We start from the raw sequence: 19,126 nt of genomic DNA, 5'->3' as shown, positions 1-19,126 counted from the left end.
GTCCGTCTTGTGGAGAGTAAAATGAGTCAGGACATCAATAATACCGTTGCGACAAGCAAAACCCGTCGCGTCATTAAGAATTTGCGCTGGTACGTGCTGGTGCTGTTTTTACTTGGCGTCACCGTTAACTACATCACCCGTAACTCACTGGGCATCCTCGCCCCGGAACTGAAAGAGAGCCTCGGGATCACCACCGAGCAGTACTCCTGGATAGTCGGCGCGTTTCAGATCGCCTACACCATTTTCCAGCCCCTGTGCGGCTGGCTGATCGACGTTATTGGCCTGAAGATTGGCTTTATGGTCTGCGCCGGGATCTGGGCACTGATGTGTATCTTCCACGCGGGTGCCGGAAGCTGGCTGCATCTCGCGATCCTGCGCTTCTTTATGGGCGCTTCCGAAGCTGCCGCCACGCCAGCGAATGCCAAAACCATCGGCGAATGGTTCCCGAAATCAGAGCGTCCCGTTGCCGCTGGCTGGGCGGGCGTGGGCTTCTCCATCGGCGCGATGCTGGCCCCGCCTATCATCTACTTTGCTCACGCCTCGTTCGGCTGGCAGGGCGCGTTTATGTTTACCGGCGTGCTGGCGCTGCTGTGGGTGATCCTCTGGTGGGCGTTCTACCACAACCCGGAACAACACCCGAACCTGAGCCGCGACGAACTGGCGTTTATCAAACAGGATAACGAACCCGCACCGGTCAAGCTGCCCTTCCTGACCGCGCTGAAAACTGTCTCGAAAAACAAACGCTTCTACGGTATCGCCATCCCGGCCTTTATGGCAGAACCCGCCTGGGCGGTGCTGAGCTTCTGGGTGCCCCTGTACCTCGCCAAAGAGCACGGCATGGATTTGAAGCAGATTGCGATGTTTGCCTGGCTGCCCTTCCTCGCCGCCGACCTCGGCAGCGTAGCGAGCGGCTACCTGACGCGTCTGTACACCCGCTGGTTCGGCTGCTCCCGCGTGAACTCGGTGGTGGCAAGCTCCGTCACCGGCGCGTTTCTGATGATTTCTCTGGCCATCGTCGCCGTGACCCGCGACCCGTATATCACCATCGTGCTGATCTCCATCGGCGGCTTCGGGCACCAGATCATCTCCTGCATGCTGAGTGCTCTGGTCGTGGAGTCGTTCGACAAAGGCCAGATGGCGACCGTCAACGGCATGCGCGGCTCGGCGGCGTGGATCGCCAGCTTCCTGTTCTCCCTGTTAATCGGGGTGACCGCCGACAAAATCGGCTTCAACCCGCTCTTTATTGCCATGGGCTTTTTTGACCTGATTGGCGCTTTCTTCCTGGTGGCATTTATTGCTGAACGTCGCGCCAAGCGCGCCTGATAGTGGATGTATTGCATATGAAAACCCTGAAAAACTGGACCGTCGATAAGCAATCTGCGAATCATCTGGAGCTGCTGGTCGATAATCAGCACCGCCTGTGCCTGTACGTGCTGGAACAGAACCTGTTCCGCGTGCTGATCAAACGCAAAGGCGAGATGGCGCTGGACCGCACCTGGAGCATCGCCCCGGAACAAGACGTGCCGTGGGAAGGCCGCCGTCGTGACGACTTGAGCGGTTTCTCCTGCCCGGCCTGGACCCTGACGCAGCAGGATGACGCAGTGACGGTGGCAACCGAGCAGCTGCGCGTGACCGTCCACCAGCCCCTGTGGCTGGAGTGGCACTACCGTAATGATGCGGGCGAATGGCAGCCGCTGGTCCAGGATCGCCCGACCAGCGCCTACCTGCTGAACGCCCACGGCGATGGCGTGGCGCACTATCTCAGCCGTCGCAAGGATGAGCGTTTCTACGGTCTGGGCGAGAAAGCGGGCGATCTGCAGCGCAACGGCAAACGCTACGAGATGCGCAACCTGGACGCCATGGGCCATAACGCCGCCAGCACCGACCCGCTCTACAAGCACATTCCGTTCACCCTTACCCGCCGCGACGACGTGAGCTACGGTCTGTTTTACGACAACCTGAGCAGCTGCTGGCTGGATCTGGGCAACGAGATCGACAACTATCACACCGCCTATCGCCGCTGGCAGGCGGAAGCGGGTGATATTGATTACTACCTCTTTACCGGCAAGCGCGCGCTGGACGTCACCAAAGCCTTTGTGCGCCTGACCGGGAAAACGCTGTTTGGGCCGAAGTGGAGCCTGGGCTACAGCGGCTCGACCATGCACTACACCGACGCACCGGACGCGCAGAATCAGCTGATGAACTTCATCCGCCTGTGCGAAGAGCACGCCATTCCGTGCGATTCGTTCCAGCTCTCGTCCGGCTATACCTCCATCAACGGCAAGCGCTACGTCTTCAACTGGAACTACGACAAAGTGCCGCAGCCGAAGGCGATGAGCCAGGCCTTCCACGACGCGGGATTGAAGCTTGCGGCCAATATCAAGCCGTGCCTGCTGCAGGATCATCCCCGCTATAACGAAGTGGCGGAGAGCGGCCTGTTCATCCGTGATTCAGAAACCGATGCGCCTGAACGTTCCAGCTTCTGGGATGACGAAGGCTCGCACCTCGACTTCACCAACCCGCAGACGGTGCAGTGGTGGCAGAACGGCGTGACCACGCAGTTGCTGGAAATGGGTATCGACTCTACCTGGAACGACAACAACGAGTATGAAGTGTGGGACGGTGAAGCCCGCTGCTTTGGCTTCGGCAAGGAGATCGCCATCAAGCACATTCGCCCGGTGATGCCGCTGCTGATGATGCGCGCCTCGCTGGAAGCGCAGCAGCGCTTTGCGCCGGAAAAACGCCCGTATCTCATCTCCCGCTCCGGCTGCGCCGGGATGCAGCGCTACGTTCAGACCTGGAGCGGCGACAACCGCACTAACTGGGACACCCTGCGCTATAACATCCGCATGGGGCTGGGCATGAGCCTGTCCGGATTATTCAACGTCGGTCACGACGTGGGCGGTTTCTCCGGCGACAAGCCGGACGCCGAGCTGTTCGTGCGCTGGGTGCAGAACGGCGTGATGCACCCGCGCTTTACCATTCACTCGTGGAACGATGACCACACGGTGAACGAGCCGTGGATGTATCCGGGCGTCACGCCTGCCATTCGCGGCGCGATTGAGCTGCGCTACCGCCTGCTGCCGTATCTCTACACCCTGCTCTGGCAGGCGCACGCCGACGACGAGCCGATGCTGCGCCCGACCTTCCTCGACCACGAGCACGACGCGCAGACCTTCGAAGAGTGCGATGACTTCCTGCTGGGCCGCGACCTGCTGGTCGCCAGCGTCGTCGAAGCCGGGCAGCGCGAGCGCCGCGTCTGGCTGCCGGATAACGAAACGGGCTGGTACGATTTTTACACCCACGCGTGGTTCGCCGGCGGCCAGTCGATCGTTCTCGACGCGCCGCTGGAAAAACTGCCGCTGCTGGTGCGCGCCGGGGCCGGTCTGCCGCTGAGCGAGCGCATCAGGCATGTGAGTGCTGAAAAAGATACGACCCGCGAGCTGAAGCTGTTCCCGGTTAAAGGCGTCGGCACAACCACGGGGCTGCTGTTTGAGGACGACGGTGAAAGCTGGGGCTATCAGAAGGGCAATGCGCTGTGGGTGGAATGGGAAATGGAGTGTGATGGCGCAACCATCAACCTGAAGGTCAACGCGCGCGGAGATTATCGTCCGGCGTGGAAGGCGCTGAAGGTGTCGTTACCGGCGGGGGAAAAACGTACGCTGCGGGTAAACGGGATTGAAGGGAGCGAGTGGGTGGTGTAGTACGGCCTGATGCCCTCACCCTAGCCCTCTCCCACAGGGAGAGGGGATAAAGGCACGACGCCTTTCCCTAAGTATTTCGCGCTGCAGGAAGGCGGCAAACCTGTGAATCCCCGGGAGCTTACATAAGTAAGTGACCGGGGTGAACAGGTGCAGCCAACGCATCTGCAGCGTGAAAGACGACGGGAAATTAGCCGTCGATACCTTTGCTGCGCAGGTAATCTTCGTAGTTACCGCTGAAGTCCACCACGCGCTCTGGCGTAATTTCGATCACGCGGGTCGCCAGTGAGCTGACGAACTCACGGTCGTGAGAGACGAAGATCAGGGTGCCCTGATACATCTCCAGCGCCATGTTCAGCGATTCGATCGATTCCATGTCCAGGTGGTTGGTCGGTTCGTCCATCACCAGAATGTTCGGTTTTTCCATCATCAGCTTGCCGAACAGCATGCGGCCTTTTTCACCACCGGAGAGCACTTTGGCCGGCTTTTTGATGTCGTCCTGGCTGAACAGCAGACGACCCAGAATGCTGCGCACCGCCTGCTCGTCGTCACCTTCCTGCTTCCACTGGCTCATCCAGTCGAAGACGGTCAGGTCGTTTTCGAACTCATATTCGTGGTCCTGCGCGTAGTAACCAATCTGCGCGTTTTCAGACCACTTCACGGTGCCGTTGTCCGGCTGCAGTTCACCCACCAGGGTTTTCAGCAGGGTAGATTTACCCACGCCGTTGGCGCCCAGAATGGCAATCTTCTCACCCACTTCCAGCAGCAGGTTGAAGTTTTTAAACAGCGGGCCTTCATCAAAGCCTTTGGTCAGCGCCTCAACTTCCAGCGCGTTACGGAACAGTTTCTTGTCCTGCTCGAAGCGGATGAACGGGTTCTGACGGCTGGAGGCCTTCACTTCTTCCAGCTTAATTTTGTCGATCTGACGGGCACGCGATGTTGCCTGACGGGATTTAGAGGCGTTAGCGCTGAAGCGGCTCACGAAGGATTGCAGGTCCGCAATCTGCGCTTTCTTCTTAGCGTTGTCGGCAAGCAGACGTTCACGCGCCTGGGTGGCTGCCGTCATGTATTCGTCGTAGTTGCCCGGATATACGCGCAGCTCGCCGTAGTCCAGATCCGCCATGTGCGTACAGACCATGTTCAGGAAGTGACGGTCGTGCGAGATGATGATCATGGTGCTGTCGCGGTCGTTCAGCGTCTGCTCCAGCCAGCGGATGGTATCGATGTCCAGGTTGTTCGTTGGTTCGTCGAGCAGCAGGATGTCCGGGTTAGAGAACAGCGCCTGTGCCAGCAGCACGCGCAGCTTCCAGCCTGGCGCGACTTCGCTCATCGGGCCGTAATGCTGTTCAACCGGAATACCCACGCCCAGCAGCAGCTCGCCCGCGCGGGCTTCCGCGGAGTAGCCGTCCATTTCGCCGTACTGGGTTTCCAGATCGGCCACTTTATAGCCGTCTTCTTCGCTCATTTCGGCGAGACCGTAGATACGATCGCGCTCCTGCTTCACTTCCCACAGCTCCGCGTGCCCCATGATCACGGTGTCGAGCACGGTGAACTCTTCGAAGGCGAACTGATCCTGACGCAGCTTACCGATACGCTCGTTCGGATCGAGCGACACGTTGCCCAGCGTCGGCTCTAAATCGCCGCCGAGGATCTTCATAAAGGTGGATTTTCCGCTACCGTTGGCACCAATCAGGCCGTAACGGTTGCCGCCGCCAAATTTGACGGAAATGTTTTCGAACAGCGGCTTACTGCCAAACTGCATAGTGACGTTGCTGGTAACTAACACGGAGAGATTCCTGCGAAAAGTGTGATAAACACGGCATTATGCCACAATTCCGAATTGAGATCCCGTGTTGCGGCAATCCACTAAACTTTAACAAAATCGAAAAAAATGTGATTTCGTACACATCTGAATTCCCTGTTAGCGGGAATGCACATATAATGCGCTCCCATCACAGATTCAGACTTATCAACTCATCGCCTGAATGGCTTAGATACCTCGCACAACATGAACATGAAATTAACAACGCTTTTTGCGGCGGCGTTAGCCGTAGTAGGTTTTTGTAAGACCGCGTCTGCGGTGACGTATCCCCTGCCGACAGACGGAAGCCGTCTGGTGGGTCAAAACCAGGTGGTGACGGTGCCTGAGGGTAACTCTCAGCCGCTGGAGTATTTCGCCGCGCAGTACCAGCTGGGCCTGTCCAACATGCTGGAAGCGAACCCGGGCGTTGACCCGTATCTGCCAAAAGCAGGTACCGTGCTGAATATTCCTCAGCAGCTGATCCTGCCGGATACCGTTCATGAAGGCATCGTGATTAACAGCGCCGAAATGCGCCTGTATTACTACCCGAAAGGCACCAACACCGTTATCGTGCTGCCAATCGGTATCGGCCAGCTGGGCAAAGACACCCCGCTGAACTGGACCACCAAAGTAGAGCGTAAGAAAGCGGGCCCAACCTGGACCCCAACTGCCAAAATGCACGCGGAATACATCGCTGCGGGCGAACCGCTGCCCGCCGTTGTGCCAGCCGGCCCGGATAACCCGATGGGCCTGTACGCGCTGTACATTGGTCGTCTGTACGCCATCCACGGCACCAACGCCAACTTCGGTATCGGCCTGCGCGTGAGCCACGGCTGCGTACGCCTGCGTAACGACGACATCAAGTTCCTGTTCGAAAACGTGCCGGTCGGTACGCGCGTGCAGTTCATCAACGAACCGGTGAAAGCGACGTCTGAGCCAGACGGCAGCCGCTACATCGAAGTGCACAACCCGCTGTCCACCAGCGAAGACCAGATCAACAACAACGAGATCGTGCCGATTACGCTGAACAGCGCGGTGCAGTCAGTGACCTCTCAGCCAGACGTGGAAACCACCATCGTCGACCAGGCGATTCAGAACCGTTCCGGTATGCCGGTGCGTCTGAACTAATCACGCGCATCAAAAAAGCGGGCCTCGAGGCCCGCTTTTTTTTATCCGTTATTCACAATCACAATCCCGCCGTGGTCGTAGCGATAGTGGCAGTGGGCATACTCCAGCGGCGTGCCATCTTCCAGATAAATGACCTGCTCCACCTCCAGCACCGGATCGGTTTCCTCACAGACCAGATGCTCTCTGTCCAGCGCGCTGGGCTTTAACGCCCGCACGACCCGGTATGACCCCATAATTTTCAGCCCCAGGGTTTCCTGAACGTACTGAAACACCGAACCTTCAAGGTGGTTTTTCGTCAGGCCCGGCACCAGATTCATCGGCATCACCGTGGAATCCAGCGACATGGGTTCGCCGTTCAGTAAACGCAGGCGAATGAAGTCGTAGATCGGCGCATCGGCGTTAATCATCAGCGACGCCTGCTCTTTTTCGTTCGGGAAGCGCAGTTCGAAATGCACCACCTGGCTCGTGACCGTACCCAGATGCGCCCAGGTTTTGGTCGCGCCAAAGTAGTCGCTGCCGGAGAGATCCCACTGCGAGAGCTGGAGGAAGTTTTTGCGGATGAACGTCCCCTGCCCCTGGCGGGTGTAGACCAGCCCTTCGACGATCAGCTGGCGCATCGCCTGCTGAATAGTCATCCGGCTGGTACTGAACTCCGCCGCCAGTGCAAACTGGTCCGGCAGGGGTTCGTTGGCGGCGTACTGCTGGCTGATAATGCGTTTCTTAATTTCCCGCGCTATGGTGATGTACTTCGCCGCCATCGTCCTTCCTTTCTGTTAGTTTTCTATCCCGCTGTTTTTCAAGGCCACTCGCTCGGCAATTTTGAGGAAAGGCAGGTAGAAGAATACACCAAATACGATGATTGCCAACTGGACCACCACGGCGCGCCAGTCCCCCGCCGTCGCCAGCCAGGCGCTCAGGATCGGCGGCGTGGTCCACGGGATCATCACCACGCAGCGCGACATTAACCCCAGCGTGGTGCAGAGCCAGGCGAAGTAAATGCCGATGGCGGGCAGCAGCACAAACGGGATCATCAGCGGCAGGTTAAAGACGATCGGCAGGCCGAAAATCACCGGCTCGTTGATGTTGAATAAGCCAGGTGCCAGCGACAGACGCGCCACCTGCTTCGCCGATTGTTGCCGCGAGAAGATAAAGATGGCGATCAGCAGCGAGATCGTGCTGCCCGTACCGCCCACCATGCCAAACGTCGGCACAAAGATGTTGTTGATGATGTGCGGGATCGGCTGTCCGTTGGCGAAGGCCAGCATGTTCTCGTTGGTGTTAATCAGCAAAAACGGCTCCAGCACCACGCTGTTGACCACCGACTGATGAATGCCGAGCGTGAACAGGAAGTTGCCGAAGCTGTAGATGAAAATCGTCCCCGGCAGGCTGGTGTTGATCAGCCGCAGCGGCTGCTGGATAAAGGTCGTAATGAGATGGATCAGATCCGTATGGAGCACGTTTGCCAGCAGCGCCGCCAGCACGGCGAACAGGGAGAGCGTGAGGATCGTCGGGATCAGCGCGGTAAAGGATTTGCTCACCGCCGGGGGCACGTTTTCCCCGAGCGAAATGTGCAGCGCCTTCAGCCGCGAAATGGCGATGAACAGCTCGGTGGAGAGCAGGCCAATCAGCACCCCGGCAAAAATCCCGGTGGAGCCGATATTGGCGAAGGTCAGCACCTGCGTGACGTTCACCGCAGCGTCGCTGCCAACGGGCGTAACCTGTAAGCGCATCGGCATCATGATGATAAAGCTGCTGACGGCGATAACCACTGCCGAGACCGGATTGTCGAAATCTTTGTTGCGCGCCAGCGACCAGGCAATCATCGGCGCCAACAGCAGCGCGGCGATGTTCAGCGTGCCGTTAATAATCGCCTCGCCCCAGACCTTAAACTGTGTGAGCGTGTCGCCCTCAAAAATCCACGGGAACACCACGTTGTTCACCAGCACCGCCAGACCGGCGAGGATGAAAATCGGCATCACCGTGGCGAAGGCGTCGCGCAGGGAGCGCAGGTGCACCTGGTTTGCCAGGCGCGCCGAGAACTCAACAAATTTGTCGACAAAAGACTGCATGTGCGGTGTTATTTTTGCTTCAGACATAGCGGAGTGTTCCCATCAATCAGTCACAAAAACGGCCCGGCAGCGTACGGCTTACATCTCGCGTCCGTTGGTATGGATAACCTGTTTTAACCACGCGTAGCTCTTCTTCGGCACGCGCTTAAGGTCTTTCAGGTCATGATTCTCGCGGTTGACGTAGACCACGCCGTAGCGCTTACGCATGTCCCCCTGCGAGCTGAGAATGTCAATTAACCCCCAGCCGAGATAGCCAATGACCTCTGCGCCATCCTCGAACATGGCTTCCTTCATGGCCTCGATATGCGCCCGGTGGTAGTCGATGCGGTAGGTATCCTCAATCGGGTTAACCCCGTCCCAGGACTCAATCACCCCAATACCGTTTTCAATCGGGAAGACCGGCATGCGCCAGTCGTTGGCATAACGCGTGATGATGGTGCGAAAACCGAGTGGGTCGATCTGCCAGTTCCACTCGGTGGCTTTCAGGTAGGGGTTATTTTTCTCACCGTGCAGCAGGTAATAGTTGACCGGCGTGCCTTCCGGGATCGCATCGCTGTCCAGCGTTTTGCTGGCGTAGTAGCTGAAGGCCATAAAGTCGTTTTTCGTGCGGGCAAACAGAGCGAGATCGTCGGCGCGATAGATATCACCGAAGCCCTCCTGCTCTACCACCGCCATCACCGCCGGGCTGTAGCCCTGGCCGGCAAAGACGCGCAGCAGGTTCTGGTTGAGGAATTCGTCATACTGCTGGGCGCAGAAGATATCGCGCGGCTTGCAGGTGGCCGGATAGATCAGCTGGTGCGCCAGCATGCCGCCCATTAGCTGGCCTGGCTTAGTCTGGTGCAGGTATTCGGTCAGCGACATATGCGCCACCATCGCATGGTGCTGAAGCTCATACAGCTCGCGCAGGGTTTTCTCGCCTTTCATATAGCCGGAAATGCGGAACGCTTCCGGCATATGGAAGATGTTCTGCTCGTTAAAGGTCAGCCAGTACTTTACCCGGTCGCCGAAGCAGTCGATCATCTTTTTGCCGTAGCGGATAAAAGCCGCCACCACGCGGCGATCGTTGAAGCCGTTGTACTCCTGCGCCAGCGCCAGCGGCATGTCGAAGTGGTAGAGGCAGACCATCGGCTCGATGCCGCGGGCGATGAGATCGTCAATAAAGCGGTCGTAAAAGGCGATGCCCTCGTCGTTGAACGCGCCGTCGCCCTGCGGGCAGACGCGGCTCCAGGAGATCTGGAAGCGGTAGCAGTTCATGCCCAGATCCTGCATCAGGTCGAAATCTTCCCGGTAGCGGTGGTAGGAGTCGGTTGCCACCTTCCAGTCGGAGACGTTTTCTCCGGCTTCACGAATGTCGTACACCGACATCCCCTTCCCACCCTCGTTCCAGGCCCCTTCCGTCTGCATGCTGGACACCGAGTTGCCCCATAAAAAGTTGGCCGGCAGTGAATTGTTCATGCTCTCTCCCTATATGACTAGTCATTTAAAATCTCATGACTAGTCATATAGGCGAAGATGAAATTTCGATCAAAGGGGAGGATCGTTTTTTGTGAGGAATGTCGGAAAGAAGCGCTGAGCAGGAAAAATGGATAACGAAATCCTGTTATTTAGGCCTGAGCATTAGCCTATGCAGAATCACATTTCCTGCTCGTGCCGCTGGCTGGCCTCATAAAATCATTATTAACTTAATGCGCACCAACCACGGCTCAGGCCGGAACATAAAAATCTCAACCCTATCAAATGGAAAATGACGCTCATGAAGATATCTACTCGCCGTATCGCATTCGCTCTCAGCTTAGCGTTGCCCGGCTCAATGACTCACGCGGCAACGGTGTATACGGGTGATAAAGTGCAGGGAGTGCCGGTTATCTCTACGCTGGATGTATCAGACCTGCCAGCCGGACAACATCGCTTCATGTTCGAGGGGGTTGAGACAGGAACGGGACAGCGCTGGTATGTCCCCATAATGGTGGCCAAAGGGAAAACGGACGGGAAGAAAGTCCTTTTGCAGGCGGGCGTCCACGGGGATGAGCTAAACGGCGTGCGCATCGTACAAAAAGTGATGGAACAACTGGACCCCGAAAAAATGAACGGCAGCGTTATTGGCATCATTGGCCCAAACCGTTCTGGCCTTGAAAGAGTCTCCCGGACATGGTCTGTTTCAACCGATGGGGGTGAAACGATCGACTACAACCGCGTCCATCCAGGAAAAGAAACGGGTAACCCTGCTGAGCGTCAGGCATGGATGATGTGGAACAAGGTTTACAAGGGGAATGTCGACCTGGCGATTGACTATCACACCCAGTCTACCGGAACGGCTTATCCGCTGTTCATTTATGCCGACTACCGCAATGCGGATGCCCGGACAATTGCGGAACTTTTTCCGGCAGATCAAATTAAGAAAGACCCCGGCGAAGCTGGGTCAATGGAAACCACCTTTATTCAAAATGGTATCCCGGCGATAACGGCCGAGACGGGAGAGCCGAGGATTTACCAGCAGGATATGATTGCCCGGGGTGTAGAGGGTGCCCTCAATGTACTGATCCATTACAAGGTGATTGAAGGCAAAATCGGCGCAACCGCCAGCAGCAATAAAACGTATATTGGTAATGCGATCAGTTCCATACGAGCAACTACGGGTGGGTTTGCGGAAGTTTTCGTTAAACCCGGCGACACGGTAAAAGCAGGACAAGAGGTCGCCCTGCAGCGAAATGCTTTCGGTGATGTTGTCGCGAAGTATTCAGCGGAACGGGACGGCAAAGTACTGGCAATTGGAACAGATGTGGTCAGAGAACCCCGAGCCCTGCTGGTAAGAGTCCTTGAGCAAAACCCAGCCGCAACCTGCAAAGACGGCTGCTGATTACCGCCACAGCCCATCGTTGAATCGGCAAAAGCAGCTTATCGTCATTTTCTTCGATATCATCCCCGGCAGGCGAAGCGCCGCCGGGGATGAGGAGCGTTATTGTTGCGCAAGCTGATTGCGACGATACTCCCCCTGACGCTCCAGCATCCAGCCCGGATATTCACGCGGCAGCGCGCTGACGGCATCCAGCTGTTTAAGCTCGTCTTCGCTTAAGCGGATCCCGGTGGCGGCAATGTTGTCGTCCAGCTGTTCAACGCGCTTCGCGCCAATGATGACGCTGGTCACCGCCTTCTGGTGCAGCAGCCACGCCAGCGCGATTTGTGCGACGGAGACGCCCTTACTTTCGGCAATCACGCGCATCACGTCCACGCAGTCAAAGGCGCGATCTTTGTCCACCGGCGGGAAGTCGAACGCCAGACGGCGGCTACCGGCTTCGCTCTGCCCGTCGCGACCATATTTTCCGCTCAGCAGGCCGCCCGCCAGCGGGCTCCAGACCATCAGCCCGACGCCTTCGCTCTGCATCATCGGCACCAGCTCGCGCTCAAGATCGCGTCCGGCAATAGTGTAGTACGCCTGCAATGACGCAAAACGCGCCAGCCCGAGTCGCTCGGAAATGCCCAGCGCTTTGGCTATCTGCCACGCCGCCCAGTTCGAGACGCCGATGTAGCGCACGTGGCCGTGCTGCACCAGGTTATCCAGCGCATACAGCGTCTCCTCAATCGGCGTGGCCGGATCGAAACCGTGAAGCTGATAGAGATCGATATGATCCAGCTGCAGGCGGCGCAGGCTCTCCTTCACGCTGCTGATGATGTGATAGCGCGAGCTGCCGCGCGAGTTCACTCCTGCCGTCCCGGTTTCGCCAAATACTTTAGTCGCAACCACCACGTTCTCGCGCGGGACGTTGAGGTTTTTCAGCGCCTGGCCGAGGATCGCCTCCGAGCGCCCTTCCGAGTAAACGTCGGCGGTATCGATAAAGTTGATCCCGGCATCCAGCGCGCGGCCCACCAGCTGTTCTGCTTCGCTCTGCTGGAGCTGACCAATCTTGCCCCACATGCCGCCTTCTCCGCCGAAGGTCATGGTGCCGAGGCACAGTTCAGAAACGAACAGTCCGGTGTTGCCCAGTTTTTGATAACGCATAAGATAATCCTCGCATGTCGATTGGGTACCCGATAGTTATACCCGCCCCTCAGCCATCGCGAATGTGGCGTTCCTGTCCGTTTCTTGCCCAATCCTCTGAATATTTATCCGCGCGGGGCGTCGCCAAAGACACTGTAGTCCGGCAGCTGCACCTGCTGATACGGCTCCCAGCCGCCGCCGAGCGCCTTGTAGAGCGCCACCAGATCGAGGGCGCTCTGGACCTGCGCCTGCGCCCGCTGCTGCTCGGCCTGCGCCAGCTGCCGCTGGGCGTCCAGCACGTCGATAAAGCTGGCGATCCCCTGGCGGTAGCTGTCGCTGGCTAAATCAAAGGCGTTTTGCAGGGCATCAATGGTTTTCGCCAGGCCCGCCTCACGCTGCTGGTCGGTGCGATAGCTCACCAGGGCATTTTCGACATCGCCGAGCGCGGTCAGCACCGTCTGGCGATAGTCCAGTACCGCAGCGCCCTGCTGCGCGCGCGCCACCTTGACGCTGGAGACCAGCCGACCGCCCTGGAAAATCGGAATGGAAACCTGCGGGCCGAAGCTGTAGAAGTGGCTGCTCCAGTCGGTCAGCCAGCCGGATTCGCTGTTGCGCAGGCCAAACTGTCCGGAGAGGGTAAAACTCGGGAACAGCTCGGCCACCGAGACGCCAATCTGCGCCGTGGCGGCATGAAGGTTGGCCTCCGCTTCGCGCACGTCCGGACGGCGGCGCGCCAGCGTGGACGGTATACCAGTCTGCACGATATCCGGCAGCGCGGGCATTGGCTGTGCGGATTGCAGCTCGCTATCCAGCGCCCCCGGCGGCTTGCCGAGCAGAATAGCCAGCCCGTTCATCGCCTGGCGTTCCTGGGCCTGATACTGCGGCAGCTGGGCTTCAAGATTGCCCAGCTGCGCCCGGGCGTTTTCCACGTCCATCTGCGGTGACAGCCCGCCGCGCTGGCGGCTTTCGGTCAGGTCCAGCGTCTGCTGCGCGCTTTTAATCTGGGTGTTCAGGGTAGCGATAATGCTCTGCGCCCCGCGCAACTGAAGCCACGCGCGCGCCACTTCCGCTTCCAGCGACACCAGCGCATCGTTACGCTGTTCGATGGCGGCCTTCTGCTGCGCCTCGGCGGCTTCCACCTGACGGCGCACCTTGCCCCAAAGGTCGATTTCCCACTGGGCGTCGAAGCTGCCCTGATAAAGGTTAATCGGCTGCGTCAGCGGCCCCAGCGCGCCTCTGAGTTCAGGGTCGACATTATCCAGCTGGTCGTACACGCCGTGGGATTTTAGCTCCCCTTCCAGCCCGAGCTGCTGGCGCGTCGCCTGCAGATTGCCGTTAACCGACGGGAAAAATGCACCGCCCGCCTGGTTAATCTGTTCACGCGCCCCGGCAATGCGCAGTACCGTTTGCTGCAGCGTCAGGTTACCGGCGATGGCGCGTTCAACCAGACTGTCGAGCTGCGGCGAGCCGAAGGTTTTCCACCAGCGCGGATTGGTCGCGGCGGAGGTGGTTTGCGATTTTACCGCGCTGTCGCCCTTATCGTTCCAGTGCGTAACGGCGGGTGGCGCAGGCTGCTGGTAGTCCGGCCCGACGGCGCAGCCCACCAGCAGCATCATTATCATCAGGGGGTGTAAACGTCTGTGTATCATCAGTGTGCTCCTGCACTCCCCTCGCTCTTAACCGGCGAGAGCAACAAACAAAACGGAATCAATAGCAAGGCCACGGCGCTCAGAATGGTGAAGACGTCGATGTAGGCCAGGAAGCGGGACTGCTCGATCATCGTCTGGTACATCCGCCCGGTGGCAATCCCGGTCGGATCGCCCACCTGGGTGGTGAAGTTCTGAATCGCCTGGGCGCTTTCGCGAATCGCCAGCTGGAACTGCTCGTTAAACGGCGAGGCGTGGTAGGCAAGGTGTGCGCTGTGCGCCTGCGCGCGCTCGGTGATGGCCGCCGTCGAGAGCGAAATCCCGATGGACCCCGCCACGTTGCGGAACATGGTAAACAGCGCCGCCGCATCGGCGTTGAGCCGTCTCGGTATCGAGATGAAGGCGATGGTGGTGAGCGGCACAAACAGGAACCCCAGACCAATCGACTGGGCGCTGCGGAACAGCACCAGGGTTTCGAAGTCAATATCCGGCGTCAGCGTGCGCGACCAGAAGAACGACACCGCCAGGCAGGTAAAGCCAAAGGCGATGATCCAGCGCGTCTGCACCACCGGCATCAGCTTCAGTACCAGCGGGATGGTCAGCACGATCAGCACCGCGCCGGGCGAAAGCACCAGCCCGGACCAGGTGGCGGTATAGCCCAGATCCTGCTGCGCCAGCTGCGGGATCACCACCGAGCTGCCGTAGAGGATCATCGCCATCCCCGCCATCAGCAGGCTGGAGATCGCGAAGTTGCGGTCCTTCATGCAGTGCAGATCCACCACCGGCTTTTTGGCATACATCAGCCAGTAGATTGCGCCGATAATGCCGACCAGCGTCAGCACCGCGAAGGTGCGGATAAAGTTCGAGTAGAACCAGTCGTCATCCTCGCCCCGGTCGAGCATCACCTGCAAACAACCCAGACCGAGGGCGATCAGGCCGATCCCCGTCCAGTCGATGGTCAGCTTCTCTTTTGATTTGCTCTCCCACGGCGGATCTTCCAGCAGCTGGTAGATCGCCAGCACCGTCACAATCCCCACCGGGATGTTGATAAAGAACACCCAGCGCCAGGAGTAGTTGTCGGTGATCCAGCCCCCCAGCGTCGGGCCGAGCACCGGCGCGACGATAATCGCAATGGAGGAAAGCCCAAACGCTTTGCCCCTGTCCTCCGGCTTGAAGTAGTCAAGCAGCACCGACTGCTGGGTGGGCTGCAACCCGCCGCCAAAGAAGCCCTGCATCACGCGGAACAGGATGATTTGCCACAGCTCGGTGGCGATGCCGCACAGAAACGAGCAGATGGTGAACATCACGATGCAAATGAGGAAGAACTGCTTGCGGCCAAACAGCCGGCTCAGGAACGCCGAGATGGGCAGCACGATGCCGTTCGCCACCAGGTAGCTTGTCAGTACCCAGGTGGATTCGTCGTAGCTGGCCGAGAGCGACCCCGCCACGTGCGGCAGCGCGACGTTGACGATGGTGGTGTCCAGAATTTCCATGAACACCGCCAGGGTGACGACAATCGCCACCGCCCACGGGTTACTGGCGGGCTTCCAGTTATCGTGGCTATGATCCGTCATTCCACGGTGACCTTCGGTTCAACCGACAGCCCCAGCGGCAGCGGCTTGTTCGGATCCAGACCTTTATCAATGACGATTTTTACCGGTACGCGCTGAACAATCTTCACGAAGTTACCGGTGGCGTTTTCCGACGGGAAGGCGGAGAAGCGCGAGCCGCTGCCCTGCTGGATGCTGTCGATATGGCCTTCAAGCTCCATATCAGGCCAGGCATCCACGGAGACGCTAACCTTATCGCCGGGCTTCATGCGCTCAAGCTGGGACTCTTTAAAGTTCGCCACCACCCACACGTTCGGGGAGACCAGCGAGAACAGCGCGGTGCCCGCCTGAACCAGCGTGCCGGGCTGCACGTTGCGTTTGGTGACAAAGCCGTCGAACGGGGCGCGGACTTCGGTGTAAGAGAGGTTCAGATTCGCGGTTTCCAGCTGCGCTTTGGCCTGTTCGACCTGACGCTCGCGGGCTTCGACGTTGGTCTCCTGCTGGCGGATTTGCAGCTGTACCTGCTCCGCCACTTCCAGCTGCGCCTGTGCGCTGGCAAGGCCAGCCTGGGCGCTGCGCAGCTGAGCGTTAGCAGAATCAATACTTTGCTGGGTGGTCGCGCGCGGGTCGACGCCGCGCTGGCGGCGGTATTCCGCCTGCGCGTTCGCCAGATCGGCCTGCGCTTTCAGCACCTGCGCTTTGGCTTCGTCACGCTGGGCGGGATACTGCACTTTTGAGAGCGCCAGCTGCGCCTGGGCCTGATGCAGCTGCGCGATAGCCAGCCCAAGCTGAGCCTGAGCCTGATCGCGCTGGGCGGTGGTATCACGCGGATCGATCACCACCAGCACATCCCCTTTCTTCACGCGCTGGTTATCCCGCACGCGAAGCTCGGTAACGTAGCCCGCCGTTTTGGGGGCAATGGTCACCACGTCGCCGTCGGTAAAGGCGTCGTCGGTGGTCTCTTCGTTGCGGGTTAAAAACCACCAGACCAGCGCCACGATCACCATCACGATGACCACGATGCCAAGGATAATTAACGGTTTTTTGCCCGGGCGTTTACGCTCGTTATTGTTTTTATCCTGCTCGTCAGCAGGTGGATTTTGTTCTTCTGCCATAATTCAGCAACGGTCCTGTCAGTGAGCGGCATCACACTATGCCGTTCACTAAAGCTAGGACGTTGCTATACATTTGCCAGGAAAAACTGACAAATTGCGCACTATATGAGAAGGAATAGTCCGAAACCGATCGCCGCAGCCCAGAGCAGCATCGGGATCGACCAGAGGTGGAAGCGCCACCAGATGCGACGGTCGTTGGCCATGCGCAGGGCGATCAGGTTTGCCAGGGAGCCGGGCAGCAGCCCAAACCCACCGATGTTCACCGCCCAGGCCAGCAGCGTGTCCGGCGGAACGTAGTTGAGCAGCAGAATGGTGGCAGGCACGTTGCTGATAAACTGCGACAGGCCAATCGCCGTCAGCCACAGCCCCGGCTGCGACAGCGTGCTGACGCTGTGCAGAACGTTTTGCAGCACCGGAAGCTGAATAAGCAGATGCACGTCGATGAACATCGCCATAAAGACCAGCAGCAGCGTCCAGTCCACGCTCACCAGCACGCGCCGCGCCAGCACGACAAAGCCCGCGGCGACGAGCAGGACGCCAGCCAGCTCATACCTCAGCTCCAGGGCGAACAGAAAGACGATATACAGCCCGAGGCAGCTCCAGACCAGCCGCGGCTGCCACTGCGGGCCCGTGGTCCCGCTATGGTATTGCAGCTTTTTATCCGGAAACGCGAACCAGCAGACCGCCAGCAGCGACAGCATCATCACCAGCGCCAGAGGCGCCATCTGCCAGGTAAAGGCGGCGAATGACAGACCGGAACGTCCCCAGAGAAGAATATTTTGCGGGTTGCCGATGGGCGTCAACAGAGAACCGGCGTTAACGGCGAGCGCTTCAAAGATGATCAGTCTGCTGACCGGGATCTCGCAAAGCTTACGCAGGGTGAGCGTGAGGGGCACGATGATAAACAGCGCCACATCGTTGGTCAGAAACGTCGACAGCACCGCGGCGGAGAACACCATAAACAGGGCCAGCCTGCGCTCGGTGGCAAAACGGCGCACCATTTTACGCCCCAGGACGTCAAAATAGCCGCTCAGCTCGACCCCTTTGGTCAGCATCATTAACCCACTCAGGGTAATGATGGTGCGCCAGTCAATCGCCGCAGACCAGGCCTGTGGCGCAAACGGCACAAACAGGCTTAACCCGGCGCCAATGATTAATAAGAGATGGAAGAAACGATCGCGTGAGAGGGCCTGCAGTCCAGGGATTTTCATTCAGCAGAGGGACCATATTTAAGGGTAAATTCGCGAAACTTCACCAGCGTCTCTTCGCTAACGTGGTGCTCCATTCCTTCCGCATCCCGACGGGCAATTTCCGGGCTGACGCCCAGCACCAGCAAAAAGTTCTCGACAAGCTGATGGCGCTCGCGGCTCTCCTGCGCAAGCTTCTCCCCTTCCGGCGTCAGAAACACGCCGCGCCAGGGGATCATTTCGATCAGGCCTACCGAGGCCAGACGTTTTAACATTTTAGCGACCGTTGGCTGCGAAACCCCCAGCCTGGCGGCCATATCGACCTGACGCGCTTCCCCAACCTCGCGGATCAGATCGGAAATCAGTTCAACATAATCATCAATCAGTTCACGCCGGTGCGCTTCACGGACCTGGCGAAAACCTTCGACATGTTCTTCAACATTCACCAGTTGCGTCGTTTTTTTAATGGTTGGCTTACCTGCGCGACGGTTCATTGTACTTCCTCATTGGGGTGACGCTTCCAGCGCCCGGTATCGAGAGCGCACATTGTAAACCATCCCTCCACAAGCACAAAAAATTAACGAAATAGCCATAGCTATACAATATAGCCTGTGCTATATCTGTATGTAATGCAGTCACCCTTCACGGATCGAAGGGATCAAACATCAGGAGGTCTCATGAACGAATTCAAGAGGTGCATGACCGTGTTTACCCACTCTCCTTTTAAAGTGCGCTTAATGCTGTTGAACATGCTGTGCGATATGTTTAACAACAAACCGCATCAGGACGACAAACCTTCCCACTAAGCGGCGTTGCGGTACGCCGCTTCATTTTTCTGTCACACTTCCGCTGTAAACTGACCAATTCCCGATAATTTTTGCGGATTTGCAGCCCCCTTCGCAAAACATCTGTTTAGCAACTGTTGACCTTAATTCACGCTCGCACTATCTTCT

15 protein-coding genes are annotated in these 19,126 nt (G+C 58.4%); 5 read left to right on the top strand and 10 right to left on the bottom strand.

Features of this window, described 5'->3' with window-relative positions:
• Window positions 1–21 precede the first annotated feature (21 nt).
• Window positions 22–1,323: an MFS transporter gene (locus IM294_RS11895; protein ID WP_126817737.1), complete on the top strand. Its 1,302-nt coding sequence runs from the start codon at window positions 22–24 to the stop codon at window positions 1,321–1,323.
• Window positions 1,324–1,340: 17 nt separating this feature from the next.
• Window positions 1,341–3,704 carry a TIM-barrel domain-containing protein gene (locus IM294_RS11890; protein ID WP_126817739.1) on the top strand — a complete coding sequence of 788 codons (2,364 nt, stop codon included), beginning with the start codon at window positions 1,341–1,343 and terminating at the stop codon, window positions 3,702–3,704.
• 187 nt (window positions 3,705–3,891) lie between these two features.
• Here IM294_RS11890 and IM294_RS11885 read toward each other — a convergent pair whose 3' ends face one another.
• On the bottom strand, window positions 3,892–5,487 hold the full coding sequence (locus IM294_RS11885; RefSeq protein ID WP_047368156.1) for an ABC-F family ATPase: 1,596 nt from the start codon (window positions 5,485–5,487) through the stop codon (window positions 3,892–3,894).
• 222 nt (window positions 5,488–5,709) lie between these two features.
• Between IM294_RS11885 and ldtB the strand changes: the two genes are divergently transcribed.
• Window positions 5,710–6,630 carry a L,D-transpeptidase gene (gene ldtB, locus IM294_RS11880; RefSeq protein WP_008501186.1) on the top strand — a complete coding sequence of 307 codons (921 nt, stop codon included), beginning with the start codon at window positions 5,710–5,712 and terminating at the stop codon, window positions 6,628–6,630.
• Window positions 6,631–6,671: 41 nt separating this feature from the next.
• Here the strand turns inward: ldtB and IM294_RS11875 are convergent, their stop codons facing one another.
• Genes IM294_RS11875 through IM294_RS11865 form a run of 3 tightly spaced genes read right to left on the bottom strand, consistent with a single transcriptional unit; the run spans window position 6,672 to window position 10,154 of the window.
• Entirely contained in the window at window positions 6,672–7,388 is a 717-nt protein-coding gene (locus tag IM294_RS11875) for a GntR family transcriptional regulator (RefSeq protein WP_025912880.1), read from the bottom strand.
• A 15-nt stretch (window positions 7,389–7,403) separates the two neighbouring features.
• Window positions 7,404–8,726, bottom strand: a complete 1,323-nt coding sequence (locus tag IM294_RS11870) for a PTS sugar transporter subunit IIC (protein ID WP_126817741.1) — start codon at window positions 8,724–8,726, stop codon at window positions 7,404–7,406.
• Between the two features lie 51 nt (window positions 8,727–8,777).
• The gene (locus tag IM294_RS11865) at window positions 8,778–10,154 is read right to left on the bottom strand and encodes a glycoside hydrolase family 1 protein (protein WP_047368153.1); all 1,377 of its coding nucleotides are present in this window, start codon (window positions 10,152–10,154) and stop codon (window positions 8,778–8,780) included.
• A gap of 298 nt (window positions 10,155–10,452) precedes the next feature.
• On the opposite strand from IM294_RS11865, the gene IM294_RS11860 reads away from it, so the two are divergent.
• Window positions 10,453–11,556 carry a succinylglutamate desuccinylase/aspartoacylase family protein gene (locus tag IM294_RS11860; RefSeq protein ID WP_080472188.1) on the top strand — a complete coding sequence of 368 codons (1,104 nt, stop codon included), beginning with the start codon at window positions 10,453–10,455 and terminating at the stop codon, window positions 11,554–11,556.
• A 99-nt stretch (window positions 11,557–11,655) separates the two neighbouring features.
• Here the strand turns inward: IM294_RS11860 and IM294_RS11855 are convergent, their stop codons facing one another.
• From IM294_RS11855 to mntR, 6 genes are all read right to left on the bottom strand, one after another.
• Window positions 11,656–12,696 (bottom strand): aldo/keto reductase, encoded by a 1,041-nt coding sequence (locus IM294_RS11855; protein ID WP_126817743.1) that lies wholly within the window; start codon window positions 12,694–12,696, stop codon window positions 11,656–11,658.
• 104 nt (window positions 12,697–12,800) lie between these two features.
• On the bottom strand, window positions 12,801–14,324 hold the full coding sequence (locus IM294_RS11850) for an efflux transporter outer membrane subunit (RefSeq protein ID WP_028012454.1): 1,524 nt from the start codon (window positions 14,322–14,324) through the stop codon (window positions 12,801–12,803).
• The gene (locus IM294_RS11845; RefSeq protein ID WP_028012453.1) at window positions 14,324–15,895 is read right to left on the bottom strand and encodes a DHA2 family efflux MFS transporter permease subunit; all 1,572 of its coding nucleotides are present in this window, start codon (window positions 15,893–15,895) and stop codon (window positions 14,324–14,326) included. Before IM294_RS11845 ends, IM294_RS11850 begins: the two co-directional genes overlap by 1 nt.
• Entirely contained in the window at window positions 15,892–16,986 is a 1,095-nt protein-coding gene (locus IM294_RS11840) for an HlyD family secretion protein (RefSeq protein ID WP_041910714.1), read from the bottom strand. Before IM294_RS11840 ends, IM294_RS11845 begins: the two co-directional genes overlap by 4 nt.
• A gap of 101 nt (window positions 16,987–17,087) precedes the next feature.
• A complete protein-coding gene (locus IM294_RS11835) occupies window positions 17,088–18,197 on the bottom strand; it encodes an anion transporter (protein ID WP_028012451.1) in 1,110 nt (369 codons plus the stop codon).
• A complete protein-coding gene (gene mntR / locus IM294_RS11830) occupies window positions 18,194–18,667 on the bottom strand; it encodes a manganese-binding transcriptional regulator MntR (RefSeq protein ID WP_008501176.1) in 474 nt (157 codons plus the stop codon). The genes IM294_RS11835 and mntR overlap by 4 nt, the downstream gene beginning before the upstream one ends.
• A gap of 183 nt (window positions 18,668–18,850) precedes the next feature.
• Between mntR and mntS the strand changes: the two genes are divergently transcribed.
• The gene (gene mntS, locus IM294_RS11825) at window positions 18,851–18,979 is read left to right on the top strand and encodes a manganase accumulation protein MntS (protein ID WP_014831181.1); all 129 of its coding nucleotides are present in this window, start codon (window positions 18,851–18,853) and stop codon (window positions 18,977–18,979) included.
• Window positions 18,980–19,126 lie beyond the last annotated feature (147 nt).

Source organism: Enterobacter cloacae complex sp. P43RS (genome assembly GCF_014930585.1).
GTDB classification, from domain to species: Bacteria; Pseudomonadota; Gammaproteobacteria; order Enterobacterales; family Enterobacteriaceae; genus Enterobacter; species Enterobacter bugandensis.
Note: the sequence above shows the minus strand (reverse complement) of the source record. Positions and strands in the feature narration are given on the sequence as shown.

Coding starts and splice junctions, on each gene's coding strand:
- IM294_RS11840 (WP_041910714.1), bottom strand. CDS start 16,986: ATGGCAGAAGAACAAAATCCACCTGCTGACGAGCAGGATAAAAACAAT.
- IM294_RS11870 (WP_126817741.1), bottom strand. CDS start 8,726: ATGTCTGAAGCAAAAATAACACCGCACATGCAGTCTTTTGTCGACAAA.
- IM294_RS11835 (WP_028012451.1), bottom strand. CDS start 18,197: ATGAAAATCCCTGGACTGCAGGCCCTCTCACGCGATCGTTTCTTCCAT.
- IM294_RS11860 (WP_080472188.1), top strand. CDS start 10,453: ATGAAGATATCTACTCGCCGTATCGCATTCGCTCTCAGCTTAGCGTTG.
- mntS (WP_014831181.1), top strand. CDS start 18,851: ATGAACGAATTCAAGAGGTGCATGACCGTGTTTACCCACTCTCCTTTT.
- IM294_RS11890 (WP_126817739.1), top strand. CDS start 1,341: ATGAAAACCCTGAAAAACTGGACCGTCGATAAGCAATCTGCGAATCAT.
- IM294_RS11895 (WP_126817737.1), top strand. CDS start 22: ATGAGTCAGGACATCAATAATACCGTTGCGACAAGCAAAACCCGTCGC.
- ldtB (WP_008501186.1), top strand. CDS start 5,710: ATGAACATGAAATTAACAACGCTTTTTGCGGCGGCGTTAGCCGTAGTA.
- IM294_RS11865 (WP_047368153.1), bottom strand. CDS start 10,154: ATGAACAATTCACTGCCGGCCAACTTTTTATGGGGCAACTCGGTGTCC.
- IM294_RS11845 (WP_028012453.1), bottom strand. CDS start 15,895: ATGACGGATCATAGCCACGATAACTGGAAGCCCGCCAGTAACCCGTGG.
- IM294_RS11875 (WP_025912880.1), bottom strand. CDS start 7,388: ATGGCGGCGAAGTACATCACCATAGCGCGGGAAATTAAGAAACGCATT.
- IM294_RS11855 (WP_126817743.1), bottom strand. CDS start 12,696: ATGCGTTATCAAAAACTGGGCAACACCGGACTGTTCGTTTCTGAACTG.
- mntR (WP_008501176.1), bottom strand. CDS start 18,667: ATGAACCGTCGCGCAGGTAAGCCAACCATTAAAAAAACGACGCAACTG.
- IM294_RS11850 (WP_028012454.1), bottom strand. CDS start 14,324: ATGATACACAGACGTTTACACCCCCTGATGATAATGATGCTGCTGGTG.